We start from the raw sequence: 23,763 nt of genomic DNA on the forward strand, positions 1-23,763 counted from the left end.
TTAGCTTCGATCTCGAAGCCGCAGCCCATGTTGAAGGGACTCCACCCGTGCCCAGCATCGATCTCACCGGCAAGGTCGCCGTCGTCACCGGCAGCGGCCGGGGCCTCGGACTGGCCTACGCGCACGCCCTGGCCGCCCACGGCGCCTTTGTCGTCGTCAACGACGTGGACGAGGCCGTGGCCGAGGCGGCCGTGAAGTCCATCACCGAGGCGGGCGGCAGGGCCGTCGCCGAGGTCGTCCCGGTCGGCACCTCCGAGGCCGCGGACCGGCTGGTGAACCGGGCCGTCGAGGAGTTCGGGCGGCTGGACGTCCTGGTCACCAACGCCGGCATCCTGCGCGACAAGGTGCTGTGGAAGATGACCGACGAGGACTTCGACGCGGTGATCACCACCCACCTCAAGGGCACCTTCACCTGCGCCCGCGCCGCCGCCGTCCGCATGCGCGAGCAGGGCGAGGGCGGCACCCTGATCCTGGTCGGCTCCCCGGCCGGCCAGCGCGGCAACTTCGGACAGACGAACTACGCCGCCGCCAAGGCCGGCATCGCCGCCATGGCCCGCACCTGGTCGATGGAGCTGGGCCGGGCGAACATCACCGTCAACGCGATCGTGCCGGTGGCCGCGACCGCGATGACCGAGACCATCCCCGCCTTCGCCCCCTACGTCGAGGCCCTGCGGAACGGGCAGCCCTTCCCGGACTTCCTGCGCAAGGGCGAGGGCTTCGGCACCCCCGAGGACTGCGCGGCCCTCGTGCCCTTCCTCGCCTCCGAGGCCGCCCGCGGGATCACCGGCCAGGCCATCGGCATCGGCGGCGACAAGGTGGCACTCTGGTCGCATCCGCAGGAGATCAAGGCGGCGTACGCCGACGGCGGCTGGACCCCGCAGGGCCTCGCCGACGTCTGGGCCACCTCCCTCGGCGCGGAGCCGCAGAGCGTCGGCATCCCGGCGCCCGAGTTCCCGGAGGCGTGATGTCCGACCCGATGAACGTCGACGACCTGGTCGCCATCGACGTCCACACCCACGCGGAGGTGTCCTCCAAGGGGCACTCCTCCCTGGACGACGACCTGCACGACGCCTCCTCCGCCTACTTCAAGGTCGAGGGCAAGCGGAAGCCGACCCTTCAGGAGACGGCCGCCTACTACCGGGAGCGGAGGATGGCCGCCGTGATCTTCACGGTGGACGCCGAGTCCGCGACCGGCACCGCGCCCGTCCCGAACGAGGAGGTCGCCGAGGCCGCCGCCGCCAACTCCGACGTGCTGATCCCCTTCGCCTCCATCGACCCCTTCCGCGGGAAGGCGGGCGTCAAGCAGGCCCGGCGGCTGGTCGAGGAGTACGGGGTCAGGGGCTTCAAGTTCCACCCGAGCATCCAGGGCTTCTTCCCCAACGACCGCTCGGTGGCCTACGACCTGTACGAGGTGATCGAGGAGACGGGCACCATCGCCCTCTTCCACACCGGCCAGACGGGCATCGGCGCCGGCGTTCCCGGCGGGGGCGGGATCAGGCTGAAGTACTCCAACCCCCTGCACGTGGACGACGTGGCGGCCGACTTCCCGCATCTGAAGATCATCCTGGCGCACCCGTCCTTCCCCTGGCAGGACGAGGCCCTCGCCGTCGCCACGCACAAGCCGGGCGTGCACATCGACCTGTCCGGCTGGTCGCCGAAGTACTTCCCGCCGCAGCTCGTGCAGTACGCGAACACGCTGCTGAAGGACAAGGTCCTCTTCGGCTCCGACTTCCCCGTCCTGACCCCCGACCGCTGGCTCGCCGACTTCGCGAAGCTGCCGGTCAAGGACGAGGTCAAGCCGAAGATCCTCAAGGAGAACGCCGCCCGCCTGCTCGGGCTGACCAAGCCGTAAGGGGCCGTAGATGCGTAATGAGGGACTGGGATCGTGGCCCGCCCGCCGGGCCCGCAAGACCCCGCACCGCACCGCCCTGATCCACGGCGGCACCTCGCTGACGTACGCGCAGCTGTACGACCGCACCACCCGCCTCGCCCACGCCCTGCGCTCGCGCGGCATCCGGCGCGGCGACCGCATCGCCTACCTCGGCCCGAACCACCCCTCCTACCTGGAGACCCTGTTCGCGGCGGGCACGCTGGGCGCGGTGTTCGTGCCGCTCAACACCCGCCTCGCGGGCCCGGAGATCGCCTTCCAGCTCGCCGACTCCGGCGCGAAGGCGCTCGTCTACGGCCCCTCGCACGCGGGGCTGGTCGCCGGGCTCCCGGGCGACACCGACGTACGGGCGTACGTCGAGGTGGGCGCGGAGTACGAGGCGGCGGTGGCCGGCGCCCCGGCCGAACCGGTCGACGAGCCCGTCGCCCCCGACGACACCTGCATCATCATGTACACCTCGGGGACGACCGGCCGCCCCAAGGGCGCCATGCTCACGCACGGCAACCTGACGTGGAACGCGATCAACGTCCTGATCGACACCGACCTGATCGCCGACGAACGCGCCCTGGTCTCCGCCCCGTTGTTCCACACGGCGGGCCTGAACATGCTGACGCTGCCGGTGCTGCTGAAGGGCGGCACCTGCGTCCTGGTCGAGGCCTTCGACCCGAACGCCACCTTCGGCCTGATCGAGGAGCACCGGATCACCTTCATGTTCGGCGTGCCGACCATGTTCGAGCAGGTGGCCCGGCATCCGCGCTGGCCCGACGCGGACCTGTCCTCCCTGCGCATCCTGACCTGTGGCGGCTCCCCGGTCTCGACACCGCTGATCGCCGCGTACCAGGAGCGGGGGCTGACCTTCCTCCAGGGCTACGGCATGACGGAGGCCTCTCCCGGCACGCTCTTCCTGGACGCGGAGCACGCGATCAGCAAGGCCGGGTCGGCGGGGGTGCCGCACTTCTTCACCGATGTGCGTGTCGTACGGCCGGACCTCACCCAGGTCGACGTCGGCGAGACCGGCGAGGTCGTGGTCCGCGGACCGCACGTCATGCGCGGCTACTGGGGGCTGCCCGAGGAGACGGCCGCCTCCTTCGCGGACGGCTGGTTCCGCAGCGGGGACGCGGCCCGGGTCGACGAGGACGGGTACGTCCACATCGTCGACCGCATCAAGGACATGATCATCTCCGGGGGCGAGAACATCTACCCCGCCGAGATCGAGGACCTGCTGCTGGCCCACCCCGGCATCGTCGAGTGCGCGGTCATCGGCGTGCCGGACGAGAAGTGGGGCGAGGTGCCGCGGGCGGTCGTCGTCCCCCGCGAGGGCGTCACGGTCGACCCCGACGAGGTGCTGGCCTCGCTGGCCGGACGCCTCGCCAAGTACAAGATCCCGAAGTCGGTGGTGCTCGCGGACGAACTGCCGCGCACCGCCTCCGGGAAACTCCTCAAGTCCCGTGTCCGCAACCGGTACGGCAACAGTTAGGGAACTCCATGAGCATCACCGTCAACGGCATCGACGAGCTGAAGAAGCTCGCGGGCAGCGACCTCGGCACCAGTGAGTGGATCGAGGTCACCCAGGAGCGGATCAACACCTTCGCCGACGCCACCGGCGACCACCAGTGGATCCACGTGGACCCCGAGAAGGCCGCCGAGGGCCCCTTCGGCGCCCCGATCGCCCACGGTTACCTCACCCTCTCCCTGTTCATCCCCCTGTTCACCGAGCTGCTGGACGTCCAGGGCGTCACCACGAAGGTCAACTACGGCCTGAACAAGGTCCGTTTCCCCTCGCCGGTGAAGGTCGGCTCGCGCATCCGCCTGGCGGGCAGGCTCGCGGAGGTCGAGGAGGTGCCGGGCGGGGTGCAGATCACCGTCGACGGCACCATCGAGATCGAGGACGGCAGCAAGCCGGCCGCCGTCCTGCAGAGCCTGTCCCGCTTCTACGCCTGATCGGGACGGACCGGCACCAGGTCGAGGAGGCGTTCGGCGGCGTCCCGGGCGGGCGGTGTGAGCTGGTCGTACACCGCCCGGAACGTCTTCTCCGCCTGCTCCGCCGGCCAGTCGTCGGGCAGGTGCTTCACCGGCAGGCGGGGGTCGCGGCGGATGATCCGCAGCCACTCCGCCTGCAGGACGAGCCGCCGCGCCAGGGCGTCCTCGGGGGCCGCGGTCGCGGTCTCCCAGGGCTGCCAGCGGCGCACGAACTCCTGGTAGCCGGCGCCCAGTTCGGACAGGTCCCAGGTCTCCTCGATCATCGCGCCGATGTCCGTGCCGGCGTCCGCGTGCGCCCGGAAGACCTTGACGTGGGCCGACAGGCCCAGCTCGGAGACCAGCTCCGAGACGTCGACCTCGCCGGGGGCCAGCCACAGGCCGCTGAACAGCGGACCGAAACCGCTCCAGGTGAGCTTGGAGCGCAGGTCGTGACGCTGCCGCTGCCAGGACTCGGGCAGCGAGAAGCCGAGCAGGGTCCAGGTGCCGTCCCAGTCCCGGTTGACGGCACCGGTCTGCCAGATGCGCCGCTCGCCGTCGCGCAGGACCGCCGTGGAGTGCTCGGTGAGCCCGAAGTACATCCGGCGGCCCTCGCGCTGGCGCCGCAGCAGGTCCCGCTTGACCATCCGGGTCAGGGTCGACCGCGTCGCCTGCTCGCCCACGCCCGCCCGCTCGAACACGTCGATGACACTGCCCGAGTACACACAGACGTCCCGTCCCAGCACCTGGTCGCCCAGGAAGGTGAGCAGCAGGGACTGGGGCCGCAAGGACGATTCCTCACCGTTCATGCGGCCCACGGTACGACGTCATCGATCAGTGCCGCTCAGCCGCCCACCACGTCCACGAAGACCGGGTTCGAGTAGAACCAGGTGTCCGCCCACGGGTCACCGTTTCCGGGCTCGTGCGGGATCGGCCCGTGCGGGTCGACGGACGCGCCCAGGTAGCCCGCGCCGTGCCGGTTGCCGTCGCTGCCGCGCAGCCGGACGTAGAAGGACTCGTCCCCGGCGGTGAGCGGGAAGCGCAGCGTGTACGTCCCCGTGCGGCCCGAGACGTCCGTGCTCTGGACGACCTTGGTGTCCGGGGCCTGCCAGCTGTCCCGGTCGGTCACCGGTCCGCGCACCGCGCCCCGGATCACGTCCACGTGCGCCAACTCGGGCAGGATGCCCTGCGGGTTGGCCCGGGAGGCGGTCGTGACGGTGACGTACAGCGTGATCCGCTCGCCCTTGCGGACGCGCAGCCGGCCGCCCAGCGTGACGCCCCGGCCGGCGTCGCGGTCCCGCTTGACCCGGACGTCCAGTCCGTCGAGCAGATGCCCGTGGTCCAGCCAGACCCGGCCCGCGCGCAGGCCCGCCATCACGGCGCGGTAGCCGTAGCGGGTCACCCCGACGTGGGTGCGGCTGAACTCGCCCGGCCAGAAGTCGCTGCCCGGCTGCGGGGTGTCGGTGTTCACCGGGTCGGGCAGCCTGCCGGTGTTGTCGAAGTTCTGTCCGGCCGGCCAGTCGCCGTTCTTCCAGGTGTCGAAGACCGTGCGGTGGTTGTCGGAGTTGGTGGTGATCGTGAACAGGCGGCCCTCGGCGAGCATCGAGTCCCACAGGCCGCCGACGGTCGCGGTGGCCCAGTCGAAGCCGCCGTACGTCAGATAGGCGTCCGCCGGGTAGCCCGCCCAGGACTGCGCGGACGGCTTGTTCTCGTACTCGCCGCGGACGGAGGTGGAACTCCGCCAGCCGGGGATCGCGGCGCCCTGGGCGCCGGGGGCGCCCTCCATGCCGATCATGATCTCGGGGGCCGCGTCCCGCCAGTCGCGCATCTCGTGGGGGGAGTCGATGCCGAGGCGCAGCGGGTGGTTGGCGAGGACCAGGACGTCGTCGACGTATCCCGAACGGCGTTGCTCCGCCAGCCACTTGACGGCCTTGACGGCGTGCGCCTCGTTGCGGGCGGTGTCGCCCGCGCCCGCCGAGCCCTCCGTGTAGCCGAGCAGCTTGCCGTCGTAGGCGAGCTCGAACCGCGTGAGCAGGTCGGTCTCGTGGGGGCCGGGCGCCGCGAAGACCGTACAGTGCTCGGCGGCCGGGATGTACCACTCCAGGCCCTGGAAGATCAGCTGGCGGGGGTTCTCGGAGCGGGCCTTGAGGATCTCGGCGTGCTCCAGCTTCGCGCCGTAATGGGCGTGCCCGAAGTTGGAGTGCTCGTTGAACACCATCCAGTCCAGGCCGTACTTCGCGGCGGCCCGTGCCTGCTGACCGAACGTGTACTTGGCGTCGTGGCTGTAGACGGAGTGCACATGGTGGTCGCCGACGAGGTACGCCAGACGGGGGTCCTCGCCGCCCAAGCCGCGCTGCGGGGAGGCGAACGCGGGGGTGGCCGCCGGGCCGAGGGCGAAGGCGGCGCCGAACAGGCCCGCGCGGCACAGGAGTTGACGCCGGGAGACGCCCTGGGCGTCGAGGTGGGCGGGGGAGACGGAGGGATCGGCCCAGGAGGGCAGCTGCTGCTCGGTCATGAACTCTTCGGAGTCCTCGTCGAGGGCGTCAGTGGGTCATGAAGGAGGTGACGGGCAGCGCCCGCGCGACGATCCGCACGTCGCCGAGGCGTCCGTGCAGGATCTGGTCGATCTTGCCGGCGTACTCGTAGCCGCCGAGCAGCCAGGGCAGTTGGACGGAGGTGATGCCGGTCGCGGCGGCCGTGGGGTTGCGCACGACCGGGCAGCCCTCGACGTAGAGGGTGGTGTGCCGGCCGTCGTTGACGACCGCGAGGTGCCACCAGGTCTCCAGTGGTGTCTCCTGGCCCCAGTTGGTGGCGATGCCCTCCTGGTTGAGCGGCCGCATGGCCCACTGGGGCTCGCGGTCGTTGGAGAGGGAGAGGGTGGCCAGCGGCTCGTCGGGGTCGTCGCCGGTCTTGCCGGCGGCGCCTCCGGTACCGGTGCGGCTGACGATCCCGGACCAGGCGTTGTGGTCCGGGTCCCAGTCGGCGGGGAGGCGGTAGAACGCCTCGATGGTGTAACCGTCCTTGAACGTGGCCGAGTTGAGCGGGGCAGCGTCGACCGTCTTCAGGTACGCGCCCCTCAGCGGCGACTTGTAGCCCTGGAACTCCAGGCTGCCGTGGCCGGGCTGGTCGGGGTGGTGGTCGGCGGACCAGCCCAGCGTGCCGCCGCCCACCGTGACGAGGCCCAGGTCGTTGCCGCGTCCGGACAGGTCGCGGACGGTTGTGGAGACGGGCGCGTCGAACCGCCAGTAGGCGACCGTTCCCGGGATCAGCATCCTCGACGCGGGCCGCGCCGGACGGGCCGGTACCGGGTCGAATCCGGAGAAGCGGTCCGCGAAGTCGATGGCGACCGAGAAGCGGTCGGCGTCGCCGCTGAGTTCGATCTCCTGCCGCTCCAGCTCGTTCAGGCCCTTCTTCGCCCGGCCGAGGATCCACGGCGAGACCGTCTCCACGTCGATGACGTCGCGGTCCAGGTCGAAGTGGTAGAGGCGGATCATCGCCGCGCCGCCGAAGTAGCGGTTCTGGTAGTTCGTCAGGTGCAGATGCACCTCGTTGCCGGCCGCGTTCTTGAGCGTGGCGCGGCCCGCCGGCCAGTAGTGGCCGTTGAGGGTGAGGAAGATCTGGTCGTGGTCCGCGACCAGCTGGTCCCACAGCTGCCGGCCGTAGTCCGACAACTGGTCGTCCTGGACGACGAGTTCGTGCGTGGTCAGGATGACGGGCGTCCTCGGGTGCTGGGCCAGGACGTCCTTCGCCCAGGCGTACCCCTTCGCCGACAGCCGCCAGTCCAGCGCGAGAACCAGCCACTCCCGGCCGGCCGCCCGGAACAGGTGATAGCTGTTGTAGCCGTCCGGGGAGGCGCCGCCGAACGTCGACCTGCCCTTGAAGCGCTGCGGCCCGAACGCGTCCAGGTACGGCGTCGAGCCGCGCTGGTCGTCCGTGGAGGACCGCACGTCGTGGTTGCCGGCCAGCACGCTGTAGCCGACGCCCCGCCGGTCGAGGATCCCGAACGCCTGGCTGATCGCGGCGAACTCGGCCTCCGCGCCGTTCTGGGTGAGGTCGCCGAGGTGGGACAGGAAGACGATGTTGTCGTCCTCGGCGTGCTCCAGCAGATAGCGCAGGGACGCCTCGATGGGCGCCGGGTTGATGCTGGGCCCGTCGAAGAGGTACTGCGTGTCGGGCATCACCGCGAGTGTGAAGCGGCGGCTGTCCGTGTCCGGCCGCCGGCCGCCCTTCTCGGCGGCCTCGGCCACGGCCGGCAGCGCGACCCCTGCCGTGGCCGAGGCCGTGGCGGCGGCGCCGAGCAGCGCCGTCGCCCGCAGGAAGCTGCGTCTTCCGGCACCGGCCTGCGCGGCCTCGCCCTGGTGGTGGTCATGCGAAGTACACACGTGTGCTCCGTAAGGGGTTGCGGAGAAAGCGGGAGACAAGGAGGAGCTCTACAGAAGGCGCAGGGTCCAGCTCCAGCGGTGGACGCCCGCGGGGATGCGGTAGTCGGGGAAGGTGTCGGGGCCGCACGAGGCCGTGCCCAGCCCCCGGTGCGCCGCGTCGATGTGCACCACGCAGCCGGGGCGCGGCACCAGCTCGTCGTGGTGGGTGACGGCCGTCAGGTCCTCGGCGCGGTGCCGGGTGACGGAGACCTGCCGCGGCTCGTCCAGCACCACGGCGAGACCGGTCGCGTCCGGCGCCGACAGCGTGAAGTGCCGTACGCCGTGCCGGCCGCCGCTCTCCTGGGGACGCAGATAGGGGGTGAACAGCTCGTCGACGTGGACGCAGTGGTGGCCGACCGGCGCACCGAAGGCCCGGTCGGGGTACGACTCCCAGGGGCCCTGTCCGAACCAGTCCAGCAGATCCAGGCCCGGCGCGGTCTCGAACACCGACCCGACCCGGGCGACGTCGTCGAACTCCTCGGGCAGCTCGGCCTCCTCCTCGACGCGGACACCGTCCTCGACCGGCGTGAACACCTGCCGGTGCCGCACCACCCCGACGGCGCCGGTGTACTCGGCGTCCACGCTCACCCGGTTGCCGTCCCGCCGTACCGACACGACCTTGCGGACCAGTGCGTCCAGGCCCCAGGTCCGCCAGCGCAGCGCCATGCCGCCCAGCTCGTCGTTGTCGGTGGGCGCCCGCCACAGCGACAGCGCGGGCGCGGAGGCCAGCAGGGGATGGACCAGCAGGCCCTCGTCGTCGACCTCGACGGGCCGGTCCACGACGGTGTCCTCACCTGCCTCGGGTCCGCGCAGCCGGACCTGCGGCACGCACAGCTCGGTGCCGGCCGGCGCCCACGGCTGGTCCTCGGCCACGGTGACCCGCAGCGTCAGCCAGGCCTCGCCGCCGTCTGGCGGCACCTCGAAGGGCAGCGGCACGGCCGCCGTCTCGCCGGGCCGCAGCCCGGGCAGTTCGGCGGGCGCGGTCAGCGTACGGCCGTCCGCCAGGGACAGCTCCCAGGTGCCGGTCAGCCAGTCCAGGCCGCGGAAGTGCTGGTGGTTGCCGAGGACGACGCCCTCGTGCTCGCGGCACTCGATGCGCACCGGCGCGGCGATCTCCCGGTGCTCGTACAGGGAGGGCTTCGGGGTGCGGTCCGGGAAGACCACGCCGTCCGCGATGAACGCGCCGTCGTGGATGGTCTCGCCGAAGTCGCCGCCGTACGCCCAGCGGTGGCCGGGCGCGGCGACACCGTTGTCGTACAGCCCGGCGCCCGCGCGCCCGGCGGGTCGGCCGTCGTTCACGCGTTGCAGGATTCCGTGGTCCCAGAACTCCCAGATGAACCCGCCCTGAAGACCCGGGGTGGACTCGATGGCCGCCCAATGGTCGGCCAGCGTGCCGTTGGAGTTGCCCATGGCGTGGGAGTACTCGCACTGGATGAGGGGCCTGGTCTGCCGGCCCGACAGGGCGTGGGCGACGCAGTCCTCCAGCGGGGCGTACATGGGGCAGGCGATGTCGGAGGCGTCGTCGGTCGCCGCCCAGTCGAGCTTGGCCGCGCCCTCGTACTGGATGGGCCGGGTCGGGTCGTGGCGGCGCAGCCAGCCGGCCGCCGCGTCGTGGTTCGCGCCGTAGTCGGACTCGTTGCCCAGCGACCAGATGATGATCGACGGGTGGTTCTTGTCGCGCAGGACCATGCGCGAGACCCGGTCGACGAAGGCGTTCAGATAGCGGGGGTCGTCGGCGATCTCGTGGGCGTGGTCGTGGGACTCGATGTCCGCCTCGTCGACGACGTAGAAGCCGAGCTCGTCGGCGAGGTCGTAGAGCGTGGGGTCGTTGGGGTAGTGGGAGGTGCGGATCGCGTTGAAGCCGAAGCGCTTGAGCAGGACGAGGTCCGCGCGCATGTCGTCGTACGAGACCGTCCTGCCCGTCAGCGGGTGGAAGTCGTGCCGGTTGACGCCCCGGACGAAGACGCGTTCGCCGTTGACGAGCAGGTCCCGCCCGGCGATCTCGACGTCCCGGAATCCGACGCGGTGGCGCGAGCTGTCGGCGACGGTGCCGTCCCCACGGTGCAGACGGACGGTGAGGTCGTACAGCTCGGGGGTCTCGGCGTTCCAGGTGCGCACGTCCGGGACGACCGTGTGGATGCGGGCCTCGCCCAGGAAGTCGGAGACGCGGTCGTCCTCGATGTTGACGCGGTCGAACTCGGCGTCCTGGGTGAGGACCCGACCCTCCAGCTCGGCGCTGACGTACCAGCCGTCGGGCAGTGCGCCGCGCGTGTCGCGCACCCGGCAGTCGACGCGCAGCTCACCGTCGTGGGCGGCCCGCACGGTCACGTCGGCGAGGTGCAGCGGGTCGGTGGCGTACAGCAGCACCGACCGGGTCACGCCTCCGTGCCACCACTGGTCCTGGTCCTCGATGTGCGAGGCGTCCGACCACTTGACCACGGTGAGCCGCAGCACGGACCGCGCACCGGGGCGCACGACCTCGCTCAGGTCGAACTCGGCGGCCAGATGGGAGTCCTTGGAGACGCCGACGGGCCGCCCGTCCACGTGCACCAGCAGCACGCTCTCGGCGGCCCCGACCTGGAGCACGATCCGGCGTCCGGCCCACTCGCCGGGCACGTCCACCGCACGCTCGTACACCCCCGTCGGGTTGGCGTCGGGCGAGCCGGGCGGGAAGTCGGGGAACGGCATGCGGACGTTGGTGTACTGCGGCAGGTCGTCCGTGCCCTGCAGCGTCCAGGCGCCGGGGACATGGGCCGAGGACCAGGGACCGCCGACCGGCGCGTCCGGAGCGGGCAGCAGCTGGAAGCGCCAGTCGCCGTCCAGGGAGAGGGCTCCGGGGCGCCGGTCGACGGCGTTCATCGGCAGCCGCCCCCAGGAGGTCAGTTCGGGGGCCTCCCAGGGGCGCAGGGCGATGAGGGGGTCGACGGGGCGGGGGCCGCGGGGTGCGTCGGTCATGACCGTTCCGAAGTCGGGGGCGTCAGGGGCGGGTTGGAGGTGTGAAAGGAGTGTCCGTGGCCGTGCAGGACCCGGCCCTGCAGGCCCCAGGCGGGGTCGACGGGCACGCCCAGCCGGTCCAGGACGGTGGGGGCGATGTCGATCAGGCGGGGTGTGTCGAGGCGGGTGCCGCCGGGCATGCCGGGCTCGGCGAGGACGACGAACACCTCGCGCTCGGCACGGGTGTCGCCGCCGTGGCCGCCGGTGTCGAGGTGCCCGTGGTCCGTGGTGACCAGCACGGTCCAGCGCTCCCGCGCGCGGGCGGGGTCCGAGCGCCGGGAGTCGATGGCCGCCAGCAGCCGGCCGAGATGGGTGTCCTGGGTGAGCAGGGCCCGGTCGTAGGCGAGGCTGTGGGGACCCATGGCGTGGGCGGCCTCGTCGGTGGCGCCGAAGTACACGAACACGGCGTCCGGGTCGTCCTGGGTGAGCCAGCGCACCGCGGTGCGCGCGACGAGGCGGTCCGCGGTGGCGTAGCCGTCCGACTCGCCGTCGTAACGCACCCGGCGGCCGACGGCGGGCCCCAGGGCGCCGCGCCGGATCAGCTCCGGCCAGGACACCACGGCCGCGGTGCGCAGCCGGCGCCGGGCGGTGACGGCACGGCTGAGGAAGTCGGGGTAGCGGGCGTAGTCGGCGCCGGCGAAGTCGTTGCCGCGCACGCCGTGCCGGTCGGGCCAGACCCCGGTCAGCACGCTCGACCAGCCGGGCCCGGAGTCGGTGTAGGCCATGCTGGTGGACGGCCCGTCCGGGGCCTGGCCGTCCACCTCGCCGTAGGGCAGCAGGCTGGTGCCGTGGGCGCCCACCGCCATCAGACCGTGCAGCACCGGAGCCGTGGCCGGCGAGCGGGTCAGCAGGTCGTACCGCAGGCCGTCCATGCCCACGACGAGCACCCGGCCGCGTCCGCCGAACTCGTACGTCACCGCCCACCCCCTCTCTCACGGCACCGGCTCAGGTGCCCTGGACCGCTCCCTCGGTGGCGCCCGCGATGAACCCGCGGGCGAAGATGCTGAAGACGATGACCAGCGGGAGCGCCGCCATCAGCACACCGGCCATGACCATGCTGTAGTCGGTGGTGTGGCCGACGTTGAGCTGGGCGAGCTCCACCTGGAGGGTCACGTGGCCCGGGTTGGTGAGCACCACGAGCGGCCAGACGTAGTCGTTCCAGCAGTTGACGAAGGCGTAGATGGCGAGGAACGACAGCGCGGGCCGGATCATCGGCAGCGCGATGTTCCAGTACTGGCGGAAGAACCCGGCGCCGTCGATGCGCGCGGCGTCGAGGAGTTCGTCGGGCACGCCGTTCTGGATGTACTGGTGCAGCCAGAAGATGCCGAAGGCGTTGGCCAGGGAGGGCAGGGCCAGCGCCTTGAGCATGCCCACCCAGCCGATCTTCGACATCAGGATGAACTGCGGCAGGATCGCCAGCTGCAGCGGCAGCATCATGAACAGCAGCAGCGTGCCGAAGAGCAGTTTGCGTCCGGGGAAGTCGAACTTGGCGAAGGTGAAGGCCGCCAGGGAGTCGATGAACAGCACCAGGACGGTGGTGACGGTCGCGACCATCACCGTGTTGAGCATCGACCCGAAGAAGTCGATGGTGTTCAGGACGTGCCGGATGTTCTCCAGCAGATGGGAGCCGAAGGTGAACTTCGGCGGGCTCTTGTAGATGTCCTGCGTGGTGTTGGTCGCCATGATGATGGTCCACGCGAACGGGAAGACCGAGATCAGGACGGCCACGACGAGGATCATGTGCGCCGCGAGGCCCCTGGGGCGGCGCAGCCGCCTGCCGCCCGTGGCCGGCCGTGCGGTGTCCACTGCGGTCATGCCTTCCTCCCTCGTGTGGTGATGCGCCAGTTGACAGCGACGAGGATGATGATCAGTACGAAGAAGGCCCACACGATGGCCGCGCCGTAGCCGTAGTCGTTGTTGAGGAAGGCCGACTGGTAGAAGTACAGCAAGGTGGTCAGACCCGCCTGGCCCGGGCCGCCGAGGTTGGCGTTGGCGGCGTTGTTGGCGAACAGGACCTGCGGTTCGCTGAAGCTCTGCAGTCCGTTGATGGTCGAGATGATGACCGTGAACAGGATGATCGGCCGCATGATCGGGATGGTGATCTGGAAGAAGGTGCGGATCGGACCCGCGCCGTCCATCTTCGCCGCCTCGTAGATCGAGTTCGGGATCGCCTGCAGGCCGGCCAGATAGATGATCATGTTGTAGCCGGTCCACTGCCAGGTCATCAGCAGCGAGATGACCACCTTGATCAGCCACGGGTTGCTCAGCCACGGGATCGGCGAGATGCCGACCACGCCCAGGATCGCGTTGACCAGACCGAAGTTGTTGCTGAACACCGCGCCGAAGAAGATCGCCACGGCGACGATGGAGGTCACGTTCGGCACGTACAGCGCGATGCGGTAGAAGCCCTTGAAGCGGCGCACCGAGTGCAGCAGCGTCGCCAGCATCAGGGCGCCGAAGAGGGTCGGCACGGTGGACAGCACCCAGATCACCAGGGTGTTGCGGATCGACAGCCAGAAGACCGGGTCGTCCCACAGGAACCGGAACTGCTGCAGGCCCACGAACTGCATGGTGCCCATGCCGTCCCAGCGCTGGAAGGCCAGGTAGAGCGAGTAGAAGACGGGGAAGAAGGAGAACGCGGCGAAGATCAGGTAGAACGGCGAGATCGCCAGGTACTGCCGCCAGTACGACAGCAGTCCGCGCCGCCTGGGCCGAGCGGTGCCCGTGGGCGGTGTGCGCCGCGGACGGAACCGGGCCGGGCCCGGCCCGCCGAGGCGCTGCGGCACCTCGGCGGAACCGGTGACCGGAGGGGACGACACCTCAGCTCACCCCCTGTCGCCGGGCGATCTGCTTGGCCTGGCTGACCGCGTCCTTCCAGGCGTCGTCGGGCTTCTTGCCCTTGGCCTCGATGTTGGTCAGCTCCGTCATGTAGGGGGCCATGACGGCGGCGTCGGCGGGCGCCTCGTAGCTGTCCGGTATGGCCTTGGCGGCCGGGCCGAAGACCTCGATGATCTTCTGTCCGCCGAAGAAGGCGTCGGGTCCGGTCATGGCCGGCATCGCGTAGGCGGCCGGCGCGGCCGGGAAGATCGCGGCGTCGGTGAAGCCGCGGGCGTCGTTGGCGGGGCTCAGGATCCAGCTGATGATCTTGAACGCCTCTTCGGGGTTGCGGCACTGCCTGGGCAGGGCCAGGTAGGAGCCGCCCTGGTTGGCGGGACCGACCGGGTTGGCACAGACCCGCCACTTGCCCTTGGTCTGCGGGGCGGCCTGCTCGATGTCCAGCGCGTGCCAGGCCGCGCCGAGCTCGGTGAGCAGGTTCTTGCCGACGGCGGCGTTCCAGGTGTTGTCGTTGATCTTGGCGTCGATGCCCAGCGTGTAGGGGCGCACGGCCGTGGTCCAGGCCTGACGGATGTGGTCCTGGTCGCCGATGAAGTGGTTGTTCTTGTCGATGAACCGCTGGGTGCCCTGGCCGACCACGATGTTGAACACCGAGCTGATGTTGTTGACCAGGTAGGTGCCGGGGTTCTTCTTCTGCAGCTCGGTGCCGAGCTGGAAGTAGTCCTCCCAGGTCTTGACCAGCGCCGCGACCTTGGCGGGGTCGGTGTCCACCCCGGCCTTGGCGAAGAAGTCCTCGCGGTAGAAGAGCGCGGTGGGGCCGATGTCGATCGGGAAGCCGATCTGCTTGCCGTCCTTGGTCTGGGCGAGCTTCGCCTTCCAGCCCAGGTACTGGGAGGAGAGCTTCTTGAAGCCCAGGTCGTTCAGATCCAGGAAGCGGTTCGCGTTGGGCAGGAAGGACGCCATGTCCTCGCCCTTGATGCCGGTGATGTCCGGCACGGAGGTGCCCGCGGCGAGCGTGGTGGTGAGCTTCTGCTTGAAGTCGCCGCCGATGGACGCGGTGGTCAGCGTGACCGCCGAGGCGAAGTGGGTCTTCGCCTCCGCGACCACCTTGTCGCTGAGCGCGCCGCCCCAGTACCACAAGGTGAGGTTCTTGCCGTTCTTGGTGCCGCCCGAGCCGGAGCCGCCGCCGCAGGCGACGGTCAGTCCGGACGCGGCCGCGGTCAGCGCGGCGGCCTGGAGGAAGCCTCTACGTGAAAGGTCCACGGGTCACTCCTGTTGTTCCTGTTCGTGGTGCTGAGGGGCGTTGGACTGTGGGGGCGTTGTGAGGGTCAGTGCTGCCGGGGCGGGGTGACCGGGGCGTGGCGCACCGGCGGCCCGACGTCCGCCGGCAGCCGGTCCGCGAGGAAGCCGTACGTCTTCTTCAGGCCGGGGTCGGTCAGCGAGCGCCACCAGCGGTCGACGCCGTACCAGCCGGGGGCCGCGAGGGCGCCGCCGTGGTGCTGGACGGACAGTCCGGCCGCGAGGACCGCGAAGCGCAGCCGTTCCTCCAGCGGCCAGCCGCCGAGGGAGGCGGCGACGAAGCTCGCGCCGAAGACGTCGCCGGCCCCCGTCGCGTCCAGGACGTCGACGTCCAGGGCCGGGACCTCGGCGTACTCGCCGGTGGTCTGGTCGACGGCCACCGCGCCGTCCCCGCCGCGGGTGACGACCGCGACCGGCACCAGTTCGGAGAGCGTGCCGAGGGCCGCGACCGCGCTGTCGGTACGGGTGTAGGCCATCGCCTCGGCCTCGTTCGGGACGAAGGCGTGGCACAGGGCCAGCTGCTCCAGAAGGTCCCTCGACCACTGCTGGGTGGGGTCCCAGCCGACGTCGGCGAAGATCTGCGTGCCGTTCGCGGCGGCCTTGGCGAGCCACTCGCGGGGCTCGGCCTCCAGGTGCACGAGGGCGGTGCGCGCCTCGGGCGGGTCGCCCATCAGCACGTCCTGCGAGTACGGCGGCTCCTGGCCGTGGGTGACCAGGGCCCGGTCGTGACCGGCGGCCAGCGAGACGGTGACCGGGGTGGGCCAGCCGTCCGCGGTGCGGGAGAGCGAGAGGTCGATGTCCTCCTGGTCGCACAGCACGTCCCGGCAGTACTCGCCGTAGAAGTCGTCGCCGAAGACCGCGGCCAGGGAGGTGCGCAGACCGAAGCGGGACGCGGCGACCGCGAGGTTCGCGATGCCGCCGGGGCCGCAGCCCATGCCGGCCGTCCAGATCTCCTCACCCGGTGTCGGGGGCTTCCCGAGCCCGGTGAGGACGAGGTCGTAGAAGAGCAGCCCGGTCAGGAGCACGTCGGGCCTGTCGTCGTCCACGCGAAGTGCCTCTCGTCAAAACTCGTCAATTTCGATGACGGGAATCGTGCGCTGATCCGCGAGATTGGTCAATACCCGAGCAGAACTGAGCATGGATTTGATTGAAGATGACGAGTAGTGTTCACGCCGTGCTGGCAGAACGACGACACCAACTCATCCTGCGGGCCCTTCGCTCCGGCGGCCCCGCGTCCGTGACCGATCTCTCCGAGCAGCTGGGTGTGAGCCCCGCCACGATCAGGCGCGACCTGGTCAAGCTCGAGGAGGACGGCATGCTCACGCGCGTGCACGGCGGCGCCGTAGTGGAGGAGGGCGACCAGCCCTTCGCCGAGGTCGCCGAGGTGCGCGTGGCCGAGAAGGACGCCATAGCCGAGCGCGCCGCCGCCATGGTCGCCGACGGCCAGTCGGTGCTGCTGGACATCGGCACCACCGCGTACCGGCTGGCCCGCCAGCTGCACGGCCGCCGCCTCACGGTGATCACCAGCAACCTGGTGGTCTACGAGGAGCTCGCCGACGACGAGGGCATCGAGCTGGTGCTCCTCGGCGGCATGCTCCGCCGCGAGTACCGCTCCCTGGTCGGCTTCCTCACCGAGGACAACCTGCGCCAGCTCCACGCCGACTGGCTCTTCCTCGGCACCAGTGGAGTGCGTCCGGGTGGGCAGGTGATGGATACGACGGTCGTCGAGGTGCCGGTGAAGCGGGCCATGATCAAGGCCAGCGACAAGGTCGTCCTGCTCGCCGACGCCGCCAAGTTCCCGGGTACGGGCATGGCGAAGGTCTGTGGTCCCGAGGACCTGGACGTGGTGGTCACGAACGCCCCGGCCGACCCGGTGACCCGTTCCTCCCTCCAGGAGGCGGGCGTCGAGGTGGTCGAGGCAGGAAAGGTGCAAGAGTGAAGCTGACGATTCTGGGCGGCGGCGGGTTCCGCGTGCCGCTCGTGTACGGCGCCCTCCTGGGCGACCGCGGCGAGGGCAGGGTCACCGAGGTCGTGCTGCACGACCTGGACGCGGGCCGGCTGTCCGCGGTCACCCGGGTCCTCGCCGAGCAGGCCGCCCGGGTCGAGGACGCCCCCGCGGTGACCGCCACGACCGACCTCGACGAGGCCCTGCGCGGCGCCGACTTCGTGTTCTCGGCGATCCGGGTCGGCGGCCTGGAGGGACGGGCGAACGACGAGCGGGTGGCCCTCGCCGAGGGCGTCCTCGGCCAGGAGACGGTCGGCGCGGGCGGCATCGCCTATGGCCTCAGGACCGTCCCGGTCGCCGTGGACATCGCCCGGCGGGTGGCCCGGCTCGCCCCGGACGCCTGGGTCATCAACTTCACCAACCCGGCCGGTCTGGTCACCGAGGCCATGTCCCGCCACCTCGGCGACCGCGTCATCGGCATCTGCGACTCGCCGGTCGGCCTCGGCCGCCGTATCGCCCGGGTGCTGGGCGCCGACCCGGGGGAGGCGTGGATCGACTACGTCGGCCTCAACCACCTCGGCTGGGTGCGCGGTCTGCACATCGCCGGCCGCGACGAGCTGCCCCGGCTGCTCGCCGACCCCGACCTGCTCGGCTCCTTCGAGGAGGGCAAGCTCTTCGGCACCGACTGGCTGCAGTCCCTCGGCGCGATCCCGAACGAGTACCTGCACTACTACTACTTCAACCGCGAGGCCGTCCGCGCCTACCAGCAGGCCGAGAAGACCCGTGGCGCCTTCCTGCGCGACCAGCAGGCCCACTTCTACGAGGAGATGCGCGACCCCGGCGCCCAGGCCCTCGCCGCCTGGGACCGCACCCGGGCCGAGCGCGAGGCGACGTACATGGCCGAGAACCGGGAGACCGCGGGCGCCGGCGAGCGCGAGCCCGACGACCTCTCCGGCGGCTACGAGAAGGTCGCCCTCGCCCTGATGCGGGCCATCGCCCGCGACGAGCGCACCACCCTGATCCTCAACGTCCGCAACCGCACCACGCTCTCCGTCCTCGACACCGACGCCGTCATCGAGGTGCCCTGCCTGGTCGACGCCAACGGCGCGCACCCGGTCTCCGTGGCGCCGCTGCCCGACCACGCCACCGGGCTGGTCTGCGCGGTCAAGGCCGTCGAGCGCGAGGTGCTCGCCGCCGCCGAGTCCGGCTCCCGGACGACGGCCGTCAAGGCCTTCGCGCTGCATCCCCTGGTCGACTCGGTCAACGTGGCGAGACGATTGGTCGAGGGCTACACGGCCGTCCACCCCGGCCTGGCCTACCTCAAGTAAGCTCCCGCGCGGAAAGCGCTTTCTCCCCGCCTTCTCCCTGGAGACCTTTCATGCACGACGAACGCCGCCGGATCGAAGAGCGCGCCGAGCGCCTCCACACCCAGCGCATCCAGCCCGCCGTCTACGCGGCCACCGTCCCCTTCGAGGTGGAGGCCTGGCAGGCCCCCGGGGAGCCGGTCTCCTTCGAGGAGGCCGCGGCCGCGCCGTACGCCCCCTTCGCCATGGCCACCCCCTGGGGTCCGCCGTGGGGCACCACCTGGTTCCGCATGCGCGGGCAGGTGCCCGCCGAGTTCGCCGGCCGGCGCGTCGAGGCCGTCATCGACCTCGGCTTCGTCGGCGACTGGCCCGGCAACCAGGCCGAGGCCCTCGTCCACCTCACCGACGGCACCCCCCTGAAGGCGGTCAACCCGCTCAACCAGTACGTGCCGATCGCCAACCCGGCCACGGGCGGCGAGGAGATCCACTACCTGGTCGAGGCCGCCTCCAACCCGGACATCCTCGCCAACAACTTCGCCGAGCCCACCCCGCTGGGCGACGTCCTCACCGCCGGCGACAAGCCCCTCTACACCTTCAGGCGTGCCGACATCGCCGTCCTCGACGAGGAGGTCTGGCACCTCGACCTCGACCTGCAGGTGCTGCGCGAGCTGATGGCGGAGCTCGGTGAGCACGACCCGCGCCGGCACGAGATCCTGCACGCCCTGGACCGCGCGCTGGACCTGCTGGACCTGGACGACGTCTCCGGCTCGGCCGCCGCCGTGCGCGAGGCGCTGAAGCCGGTGCTGGCCAAGCCCGCCAACGCCAGCGCCCACATCGTCTCCGGCGTCGGCCACGCGCACATCGACTCCGCGTGGCTGTGGCCCATCCGCGAGACCAAGCGCAAGACCTCCCGCACCTTCTCCAACGTCACCTCGCTGGCCGACGAGTACGAGGACTTCGTCTTCGCCTGCTCCCAGGCCCAGCAGTACGAGTGGGTGCGCGACAACTACCCGAAGGTCTGGGCCCGCATCCAGGAGTCCGTGAAGAAGGGCCAGTGGGCGCCGGTCGGCGGCATGTGGGTCGAGTCCGACGGCAACCTGCCCGGCGGCGAGGCCATCGCCCGCCAGCTGATCCACGGCAAGCGGTTCTTCATCGAGCACTTCGGCGTCGAGACCAAGGGCGTCTGGCTGCCCGACTCCTTCGGCTACAACGCGGCCTACCCGCAGCTCGCCAAGCTCGCAGGCAACGAGTGGTTCCTGACCCAGAAGATCTCCTGGAACCAGACCAACACCTTCCCCCACCACACCTTCTGGTGGGAGGGCATCGACGGCACCCGCATCTTCACCCACTTCCCGCCCGTCGACACCTACAACGCCCGCTTCAGCGGCGAGGAGATGTCCCGCGCGGTCCGCAACTACGCCGAGAAGGGCAACGCCACCCGTTCCCTCGCCCCCTTCGGCTGGGGCGACGGCGGCGGCGGCCCCACCCGCGAGATCATGGAACGCGCGCGCAGGCTCGCCGACCTGGAGGGCTCGCCCAAGGTCGTCGTCGAGCACCCCGACGAGTTCTTCGCCAAGGCCCGCGAGGAGTACCCGGACGCCCCCGTGTGGGTCGGCGAGCTCTACCTGGAGCTGCACCGCGCCACCTACACCTCCCAGGCCCGCACCAAGCAGGGCAACCGCCGCAGCGAACACAAGCTGCGCGAGGCCGAGTTGTGGGCGACGACGGCCGCGCTGCACGCGCCGGGCTACGCCTACCCGTACGAGAAGCTGGACCGGCTGTGGAAGACGGTGCTGCTGCACCAGTTCCACGACATCCTGCCGGGCTCCTCGATCGCCTGGGTGCACCGCGAGGCCGAGGCCGAATACGCCCGCGTCGCCGAGGAGCTGGAGGCGCTGACCGCCGAGGCGGTGGCCGCGCTGGGAGCGGGCGGCACCCGCGTGTTCAACACCAGCCCCTTCGACCGCGCCGAGGTCATCCGCACGGCGACCGGCTTCCCGACGTTCGTCGAGGTACCGGCGAACGGCAGCGCACCGGTCGCGGCGGCCGAACCCCCGGCCCCCGTCACGGTCAGCGGCCGCGTGCTCGACAACGGCCTGGTGCGCGTCGAGGTCGCCGAGGACGGCACCCTCGCCTCCGTCCGCGATCTGCGCGCCGGGGGCCGCGAGGTGCTCGCCGAGGCGGGCAACCTGCTCCGCCTGCACACCGACCTGCCCAACTACTGGGACGCCTGGGACGTCGACAAGCACTACAAGAACCGCTACACGGACCTGCTCGACGCCGACGCGGTGGAGATCGTCGACGAGGACCCGCTGCTCGGCTCGATCCGCGTCACCCGCTCCTTCGGCAAGGGCTCGACCGTCGTCCAGACGATCACGCTGCGCGCGGGCAGCGCCCGCATCGACTTCGAGACGGACATCGACTGGCACGAGGCGGAGAAGTTCCTCAAGGCCGGCTTCCCGGTCGACATCCGCGCTCCGCACTCCTCCGCCGAGATCCAGTTCGGCCACATCCAGCGGCCCACGCACACCAACACCAGCTGGGAGGCGGCCCGTTTCGAGGTCTCCGGGCACCGCTGGGTGCACGTCGGCGAGCCCGGCTACGGCGTCGCGGTCATCAACGACTCCACCTACGGCCACGACGTCTCCCGCACGGTCCGCGAGGACGGCGGTACGACCACCACGGTCCGCCTCAGCCTGGTCCGCGCCCCGCGCATCCCGGACCCGGGCGCCGACCAGGGCCGCCACCGCCTCACCTACTCCCTGCTGCCCGGCGCGAGCATCGACGACGCGGTCGCCGAGGGCTACGCCCTCAACCTCCCGCTGCGCGTGGCCGATTCGGCCGGTGCTCCGGACCCGGTGGTCTCCGTGGCCGGCGAGGGCGTCACCGTCGAGGCGGTCAAGCTGGCCGACGACGAGTCCGGTGACGTGGTGGTACGGCTCTACGAGTCCCGGGGCGGCCGCGCGACCGGCGTCCTGCGCACCGGGTTCCCGCTGACCGGCGCCCAGGTGACCGACCTGCTGGAGCGGCCCCTGGAGGACGCGGAGGTCGTCGACGGCGGCGTCCCGGTCTCCCTGCGTCCCTTCCAGATCCTCACGCTCCGGCTGCGCAGGGGCTGACACATGGCCATGCAACCGTGGTTCACCGACGCCAAGTTGGGGATCTTCGTGCACTGGGGCGTCTATGCCGTCGACGGCGTCCAGGAGTCCTGGTCGTTCTACGACGACATCGTGCCGCACGAGCAGTACATGTCCCAGCTCCAGCGGTTCACCGGCGCGAACTACGACCCGAGGGCGTGGGCGGACCTGTTCGCCCGCGCCGGGGCCAGGTACGCGGTCCTGACGAGCCGTCACCACGACGGCGTGGCCCTGTGGGACACCGCGTACGGCGACCTCAACCTCGGCAAGGACTACATCGGCCCCTACGCCGACGCCCTGCGCGAGAAGGGCCTCAAGGTCGGCCTCTACTACTCCCACTCCGACTGGAACCACCCCGACTACGCCTCCACGCGCAAGCCGGGCCGTCCGCCGGAGCTGGAGGACAACCGCTACTCCGAAGTGGCGGCCGAGGACGAGGACTTGGAAGCGTGGGAGAGGTTCATCGCCTACCGGGACGGCCAGATCACGGAGATCGCCTCCCGTTTCCGCCCCGACCTGATGTGGTTCGACGGCGAGTGGGACCGCAGCGAGGAGCAGTGGCGCATCCCCGAACTCGCCGCGCTCATCAGGTCGTACGTCCCGCACGTCGTCTTCAACGCCCGCATGCTCAGCGAGGGCGACTACGCGACGCCGGAGCAGGGCGCCCCGATCGTGCCGCCGGACGGTCCCTGGGAGCTGTGCCTGACGATCAACGACTCGTGGGGGTACCAGCACCACGACCACAACCACAAGTCGCTCGCCCAGCTGATCCGCTACTTCACCGAGACCATCGGCGGGGGCGGCAATCTGCTGCTCGACGTCGGCCCGATGGAGGACGGCACCGTCCCGCAGCCGCAGGTCGAGCGGCTGGAGGGCCTGGGGGAGTGGATCCGCCGGCACGCGGAGGCGGTGTACGGGACGGTGCGGGGGCTGCCGGCCGGGCACCACTACGGCCCGAGCACCCTCTCCGCCGACCGCCGCACCCTCTATCTCACCTTGTTCGACATCCCGCGCGCGGAGATCGGCGTCCGGGGCCTGGCGACGGGAGTCCGCAGGGTCACCGTCCTGGGCACCGGCGCCGAACTCGGCCACCGGGTCGTGGGCGGACTGCACGAGGCGGTCGGCGTGCTGTGGATCGACCCGCCGGGGGTGGCGGACCTCGACCCCCACGCCACGGTGCTGGCCGTGGAACTGGAGGGAGAGCTGGAGCTGTACCGGGGGTCGGGCCGCTTCTGACGACCGCTCACAGATAGCCGTCCCGGCTCTCCTCACGCTGCTTCCGGGCTTCCCGCCGTCCTCGCACGAGTTCGGCCAGGGGAGCCCGGAGCGCGTAGATGCCCGCCAGGGCGCCGGCGATGCCCGCCGCGGTGAACAGCCAGTCCTGCATCGAGCTGAAGCGGTGGGACCAGGTGTCGCGCACCGTCACACGCACGTGGATCGGCGGGTTGAGCGTCTCCAGGGCGCGGTCGGTGTCGCTCTGGTACGTGACGACGGTGAGGCCGAGTTCGTAGTCGCCCGGTTCGTCGGCGGACACGCTCCACTCCCACAGCGCGGATTCGCCCGGCCGGGCGATGGGCTGCCTCGCCTCGGACAGCAGGACCGTCCGCACCTCCCGGCTGTCCGGCGTCAGCCGGGCGCCCTGCATCCCGCCCACCCGGAAGACCCGCGTCTGGACGGCGGTCCGCGCGACGCGCCGCGACTTCTCGCCGCGCGCGGTGAGGACGACGTCGAACCGCAGGCTGCCACCGACGGGCACCGAGACGGAGGGGGCGTAGGAGAGGGAGCCGTCGAAGAGCTGTTTGCGGTCGTCGATGATCGAGGCCCGCAAGTCGGCCTGGCTCAGCCCCGGCCCCACGCTCTTCTCGCCGCCGGGCACCCCGCAGGCGGCCAGAAGGAGCAGCAGACACCCGCAGGCAGCGATGCTTCTTCTCACTCCTGAGCAGCCCCCGTATCGCTGTCGCACGCGCCCACGGGAGAACCCCCG

General features: G+C 71.0%; 18 protein-coding genes. 8 read left to right on the forward strand and 10 right to left on the reverse strand.

Annotated elements, in window-relative coordinates; translation table 11 throughout:
- Positions 1-47: 47 nt before the first annotated feature.
- From MKW14_RS01690 to MKW14_RS01705, 4 genes are read left to right on the forward strand one after another with little or no spacing between them, the layout of a single operon-like run.
- Positions 48-965 carry an SDR family NAD(P)-dependent oxidoreductase gene (locus tag MKW14_RS01690; RefSeq protein WP_308314564.1) on the forward strand — a complete coding sequence of 306 codons (918 nt, stop codon included), beginning with the start codon at positions 48-50 and terminating at the stop codon, positions 963-965.
- A gap of 11 nt (positions 966-976) precedes the next feature.
- Positions 977-1,852: an amidohydrolase family protein gene (locus MKW14_RS01695; protein ID WP_240858916.1), complete on the forward strand. Its 876-nt coding sequence runs from the start codon at positions 977-979 to the stop codon at positions 1,850-1,852.
- A 10-nt stretch (positions 1,853-1,862) separates the two neighbouring features.
- Positions 1,863-3,365, forward strand: a complete 1,503-nt coding sequence (locus MKW14_RS01700) for an acyl-CoA synthetase (RefSeq protein ID WP_240858299.1) — start codon at positions 1,863-1,865, stop codon at positions 3,363-3,365.
- Between the two features lie 8 nt (positions 3,366-3,373).
- The gene (locus MKW14_RS01705) at positions 3,374-3,829 is read left to right on the forward strand and encodes a MaoC family dehydratase (protein ID WP_240858300.1); all 456 of its coding nucleotides are present in this window, start codon (positions 3,374-3,376) and stop codon (positions 3,827-3,829) included.
- Here MKW14_RS01705 and MKW14_RS01710 read toward each other — a convergent pair.
- The 9 genes from MKW14_RS01710 to MKW14_RS01750 all read right to left on the reverse strand — a co-directional run bounded on the left by MKW14_RS01710 (position 3,820) and on the right by MKW14_RS01750 (position 16,439).
- Entirely contained in the window at positions 3,820-4,653 is an 834-nt protein-coding gene (locus MKW14_RS01710; protein ID WP_240858303.1) for a PaaX family transcriptional regulator, read from the reverse strand. The two genes, MKW14_RS01705 and MKW14_RS01710, sit on opposite strands and share 10 nt — an antisense overlap.
- Positions 4,654-4,688: 35 nt before the next feature.
- A complete protein-coding gene (locus MKW14_RS01715; RefSeq protein WP_240858304.1) occupies positions 4,689-6,359 on the reverse strand; it encodes a histidinol-phosphatase in 1,671 nt (556 codons plus the stop codon).
- Positions 6,360-6,387: 28 nt separating this feature from the next.
- A complete protein-coding gene (locus tag MKW14_RS01720) occupies positions 6,388-8,226 on the reverse strand; it encodes a LamG-like jellyroll fold domain-containing protein (protein WP_240858305.1) in 1,839 nt (612 codons plus the stop codon).
- Positions 8,227-8,274: 48 nt separating this feature from the next.
- Positions 8,275-11,220 carry a glycoside hydrolase family 2 TIM barrel-domain containing protein gene (locus tag MKW14_RS01725; protein ID WP_240858306.1) on the reverse strand — a complete coding sequence of 982 codons (2,946 nt, stop codon included), beginning with the start codon at positions 11,218-11,220 and terminating at the stop codon, positions 8,275-8,277.
- Positions 11,217-12,176, reverse strand: a complete 960-nt coding sequence (locus MKW14_RS01730; protein ID WP_308314565.1) for an alkaline phosphatase family protein — start codon at positions 12,174-12,176, stop codon at positions 11,217-11,219. Before MKW14_RS01730 ends, MKW14_RS01725 begins: the two co-directional genes overlap by 4 nt.
- A gap of 28 nt (positions 12,177-12,204) precedes the next feature.
- Positions 12,205-13,074, reverse strand: a complete 870-nt coding sequence (locus tag MKW14_RS01735; RefSeq protein WP_240858307.1) for a carbohydrate ABC transporter permease — start codon at positions 13,072-13,074, stop codon at positions 12,205-12,207.
- Positions 13,071-13,955, reverse strand: a complete 885-nt coding sequence (locus MKW14_RS01740) for a carbohydrate ABC transporter permease (RefSeq protein WP_240858920.1) — start codon at positions 13,953-13,955, stop codon at positions 13,071-13,073. The genes MKW14_RS01735 and MKW14_RS01740 overlap by 4 nt, the downstream gene beginning before the upstream one ends.
- A 124-nt stretch (positions 13,956-14,079) precedes the next feature.
- The gene (locus tag MKW14_RS01745) at positions 14,080-15,357 is read right to left on the reverse strand and encodes an ABC transporter substrate-binding protein (protein ID WP_240858308.1); all 1,278 of its coding nucleotides are present in this window, start codon (positions 15,355-15,357) and stop codon (positions 14,080-14,082) included.
- A 65-nt stretch (positions 15,358-15,422) separates the two neighbouring features.
- Complete coding sequence (locus MKW14_RS01750; protein ID WP_240858309.1) at positions 15,423-16,439, reverse strand: carbohydrate kinase family protein; 1,017 nt, start codon at positions 16,437-16,439, stop codon at positions 15,423-15,425.
- Positions 16,440-16,567: 128 nt separating this feature from the next.
- Between MKW14_RS01750 and MKW14_RS01755 the strand changes: the two genes are divergently transcribed.
- Genes MKW14_RS01755 through MKW14_RS01770 form a run of 4 tightly spaced genes read left to right on the forward strand, consistent with a single transcriptional unit; the run spans position 16,568 to position 23,015 of the window.
- The gene (locus tag MKW14_RS01755; protein WP_240858921.1) at positions 16,568-17,332 is read left to right on the forward strand and encodes a DeoR/GlpR family DNA-binding transcription regulator; all 765 of its coding nucleotides are present in this window, start codon (positions 16,568-16,570) and stop codon (positions 17,330-17,332) included.
- The gene (locus MKW14_RS01760; protein WP_240858310.1) at positions 17,329-18,666 is read left to right on the forward strand and encodes a 6-phospho-beta-glucosidase; all 1,338 of its coding nucleotides are present in this window, start codon (positions 17,329-17,331) and stop codon (positions 18,664-18,666) included. Before MKW14_RS01755 ends, MKW14_RS01760 begins: the two co-directional genes overlap by 4 nt.
- A 50-nt stretch (positions 18,667-18,716) precedes the next feature.
- Positions 18,717-21,761, forward strand: coding sequence for an alpha-mannosidase (locus MKW14_RS01765; protein ID WP_240858313.1), 3,045 nt, complete (start codon positions 18,717-18,719; stop codon positions 21,759-21,761).
- Between the two features lie 3 nt (positions 21,762-21,764).
- A complete protein-coding gene (locus MKW14_RS01770) occupies positions 21,765-23,015 on the forward strand; it encodes an alpha-L-fucosidase (RefSeq protein ID WP_240858314.1) in 1,251 nt (416 codons plus the stop codon).
- Between the two features lie 7 nt (positions 23,016-23,022).
- Here the strand turns inward: MKW14_RS01770 and MKW14_RS01775 are convergent, their stop codons facing one another.
- Complete coding sequence (locus tag MKW14_RS01775; RefSeq protein WP_240858315.1) at positions 23,023-23,712, reverse strand: hypothetical protein; 690 nt, start codon at positions 23,710-23,712, stop codon at positions 23,023-23,025.
- Positions 23,713-23,763 lie beyond the last annotated feature (51 nt).

It is taken from the genome of Streptomyces gilvus, from assembly GCF_022513565.1.
Classification (GTDB): Bacteria; Actinomycetota; Actinomycetes; order Streptomycetales; family Streptomycetaceae; genus Streptomyces; species Streptomyces gilvus.

Excerpts from the sequence above, each read along its gene's own strand:
- MKW14_RS01770 (WP_240858314.1), top strand. The coding sequence starts at position 21,765 with ATGGCCATGCAACCGTGGTTCACCGACGCCAAGTTGGGGATCTTCGTG.
- MKW14_RS01705 (WP_240858300.1), top strand. The coding sequence starts at position 3,374 with ATGAGCATCACCGTCAACGGCATCGACGAGCTGAAGAAGCTCGCGGGC.
- MKW14_RS01710 (WP_240858303.1), bottom strand. The coding sequence starts at position 4,653 with ATGAACGGTGAGGAATCGTCCTTGCGGCCCCAGTCCCTGCTGCTCACC.
- MKW14_RS01725 (WP_240858306.1), bottom strand. The coding sequence starts at position 11,220 with ATGACCGACGCACCCCGCGGCCCCCGCCCCGTCGACCCCCTCATCGCC.
- MKW14_RS01700 (WP_240858299.1), top strand. The coding sequence starts at position 1,863 with ATGCGTAATGAGGGACTGGGATCGTGGCCCGCCCGCCGGGCCCGCAAG.
- MKW14_RS01735 (WP_240858307.1), bottom strand. The coding sequence starts at position 13,074 with ATGACCGCAGTGGACACCGCACGGCCGGCCACGGGCGGCAGGCGGCTG.
- MKW14_RS01695 (WP_240858916.1), top strand. The coding sequence starts at position 977 with ATGAACGTCGACGACCTGGTCGCCATCGACGTCCACACCCACGCGGAG.
- MKW14_RS01765 (WP_240858313.1), top strand. The coding sequence starts at position 18,717 with ATGCACGACGAACGCCGCCGGATCGAAGAGCGCGCCGAGCGCCTCCAC.
- MKW14_RS01715 (WP_240858304.1), bottom strand. The coding sequence starts at position 6,359 with ATGACCGAGCAGCAGCTGCCCTCCTGGGCCGATCCCTCCGTCTCCCCC.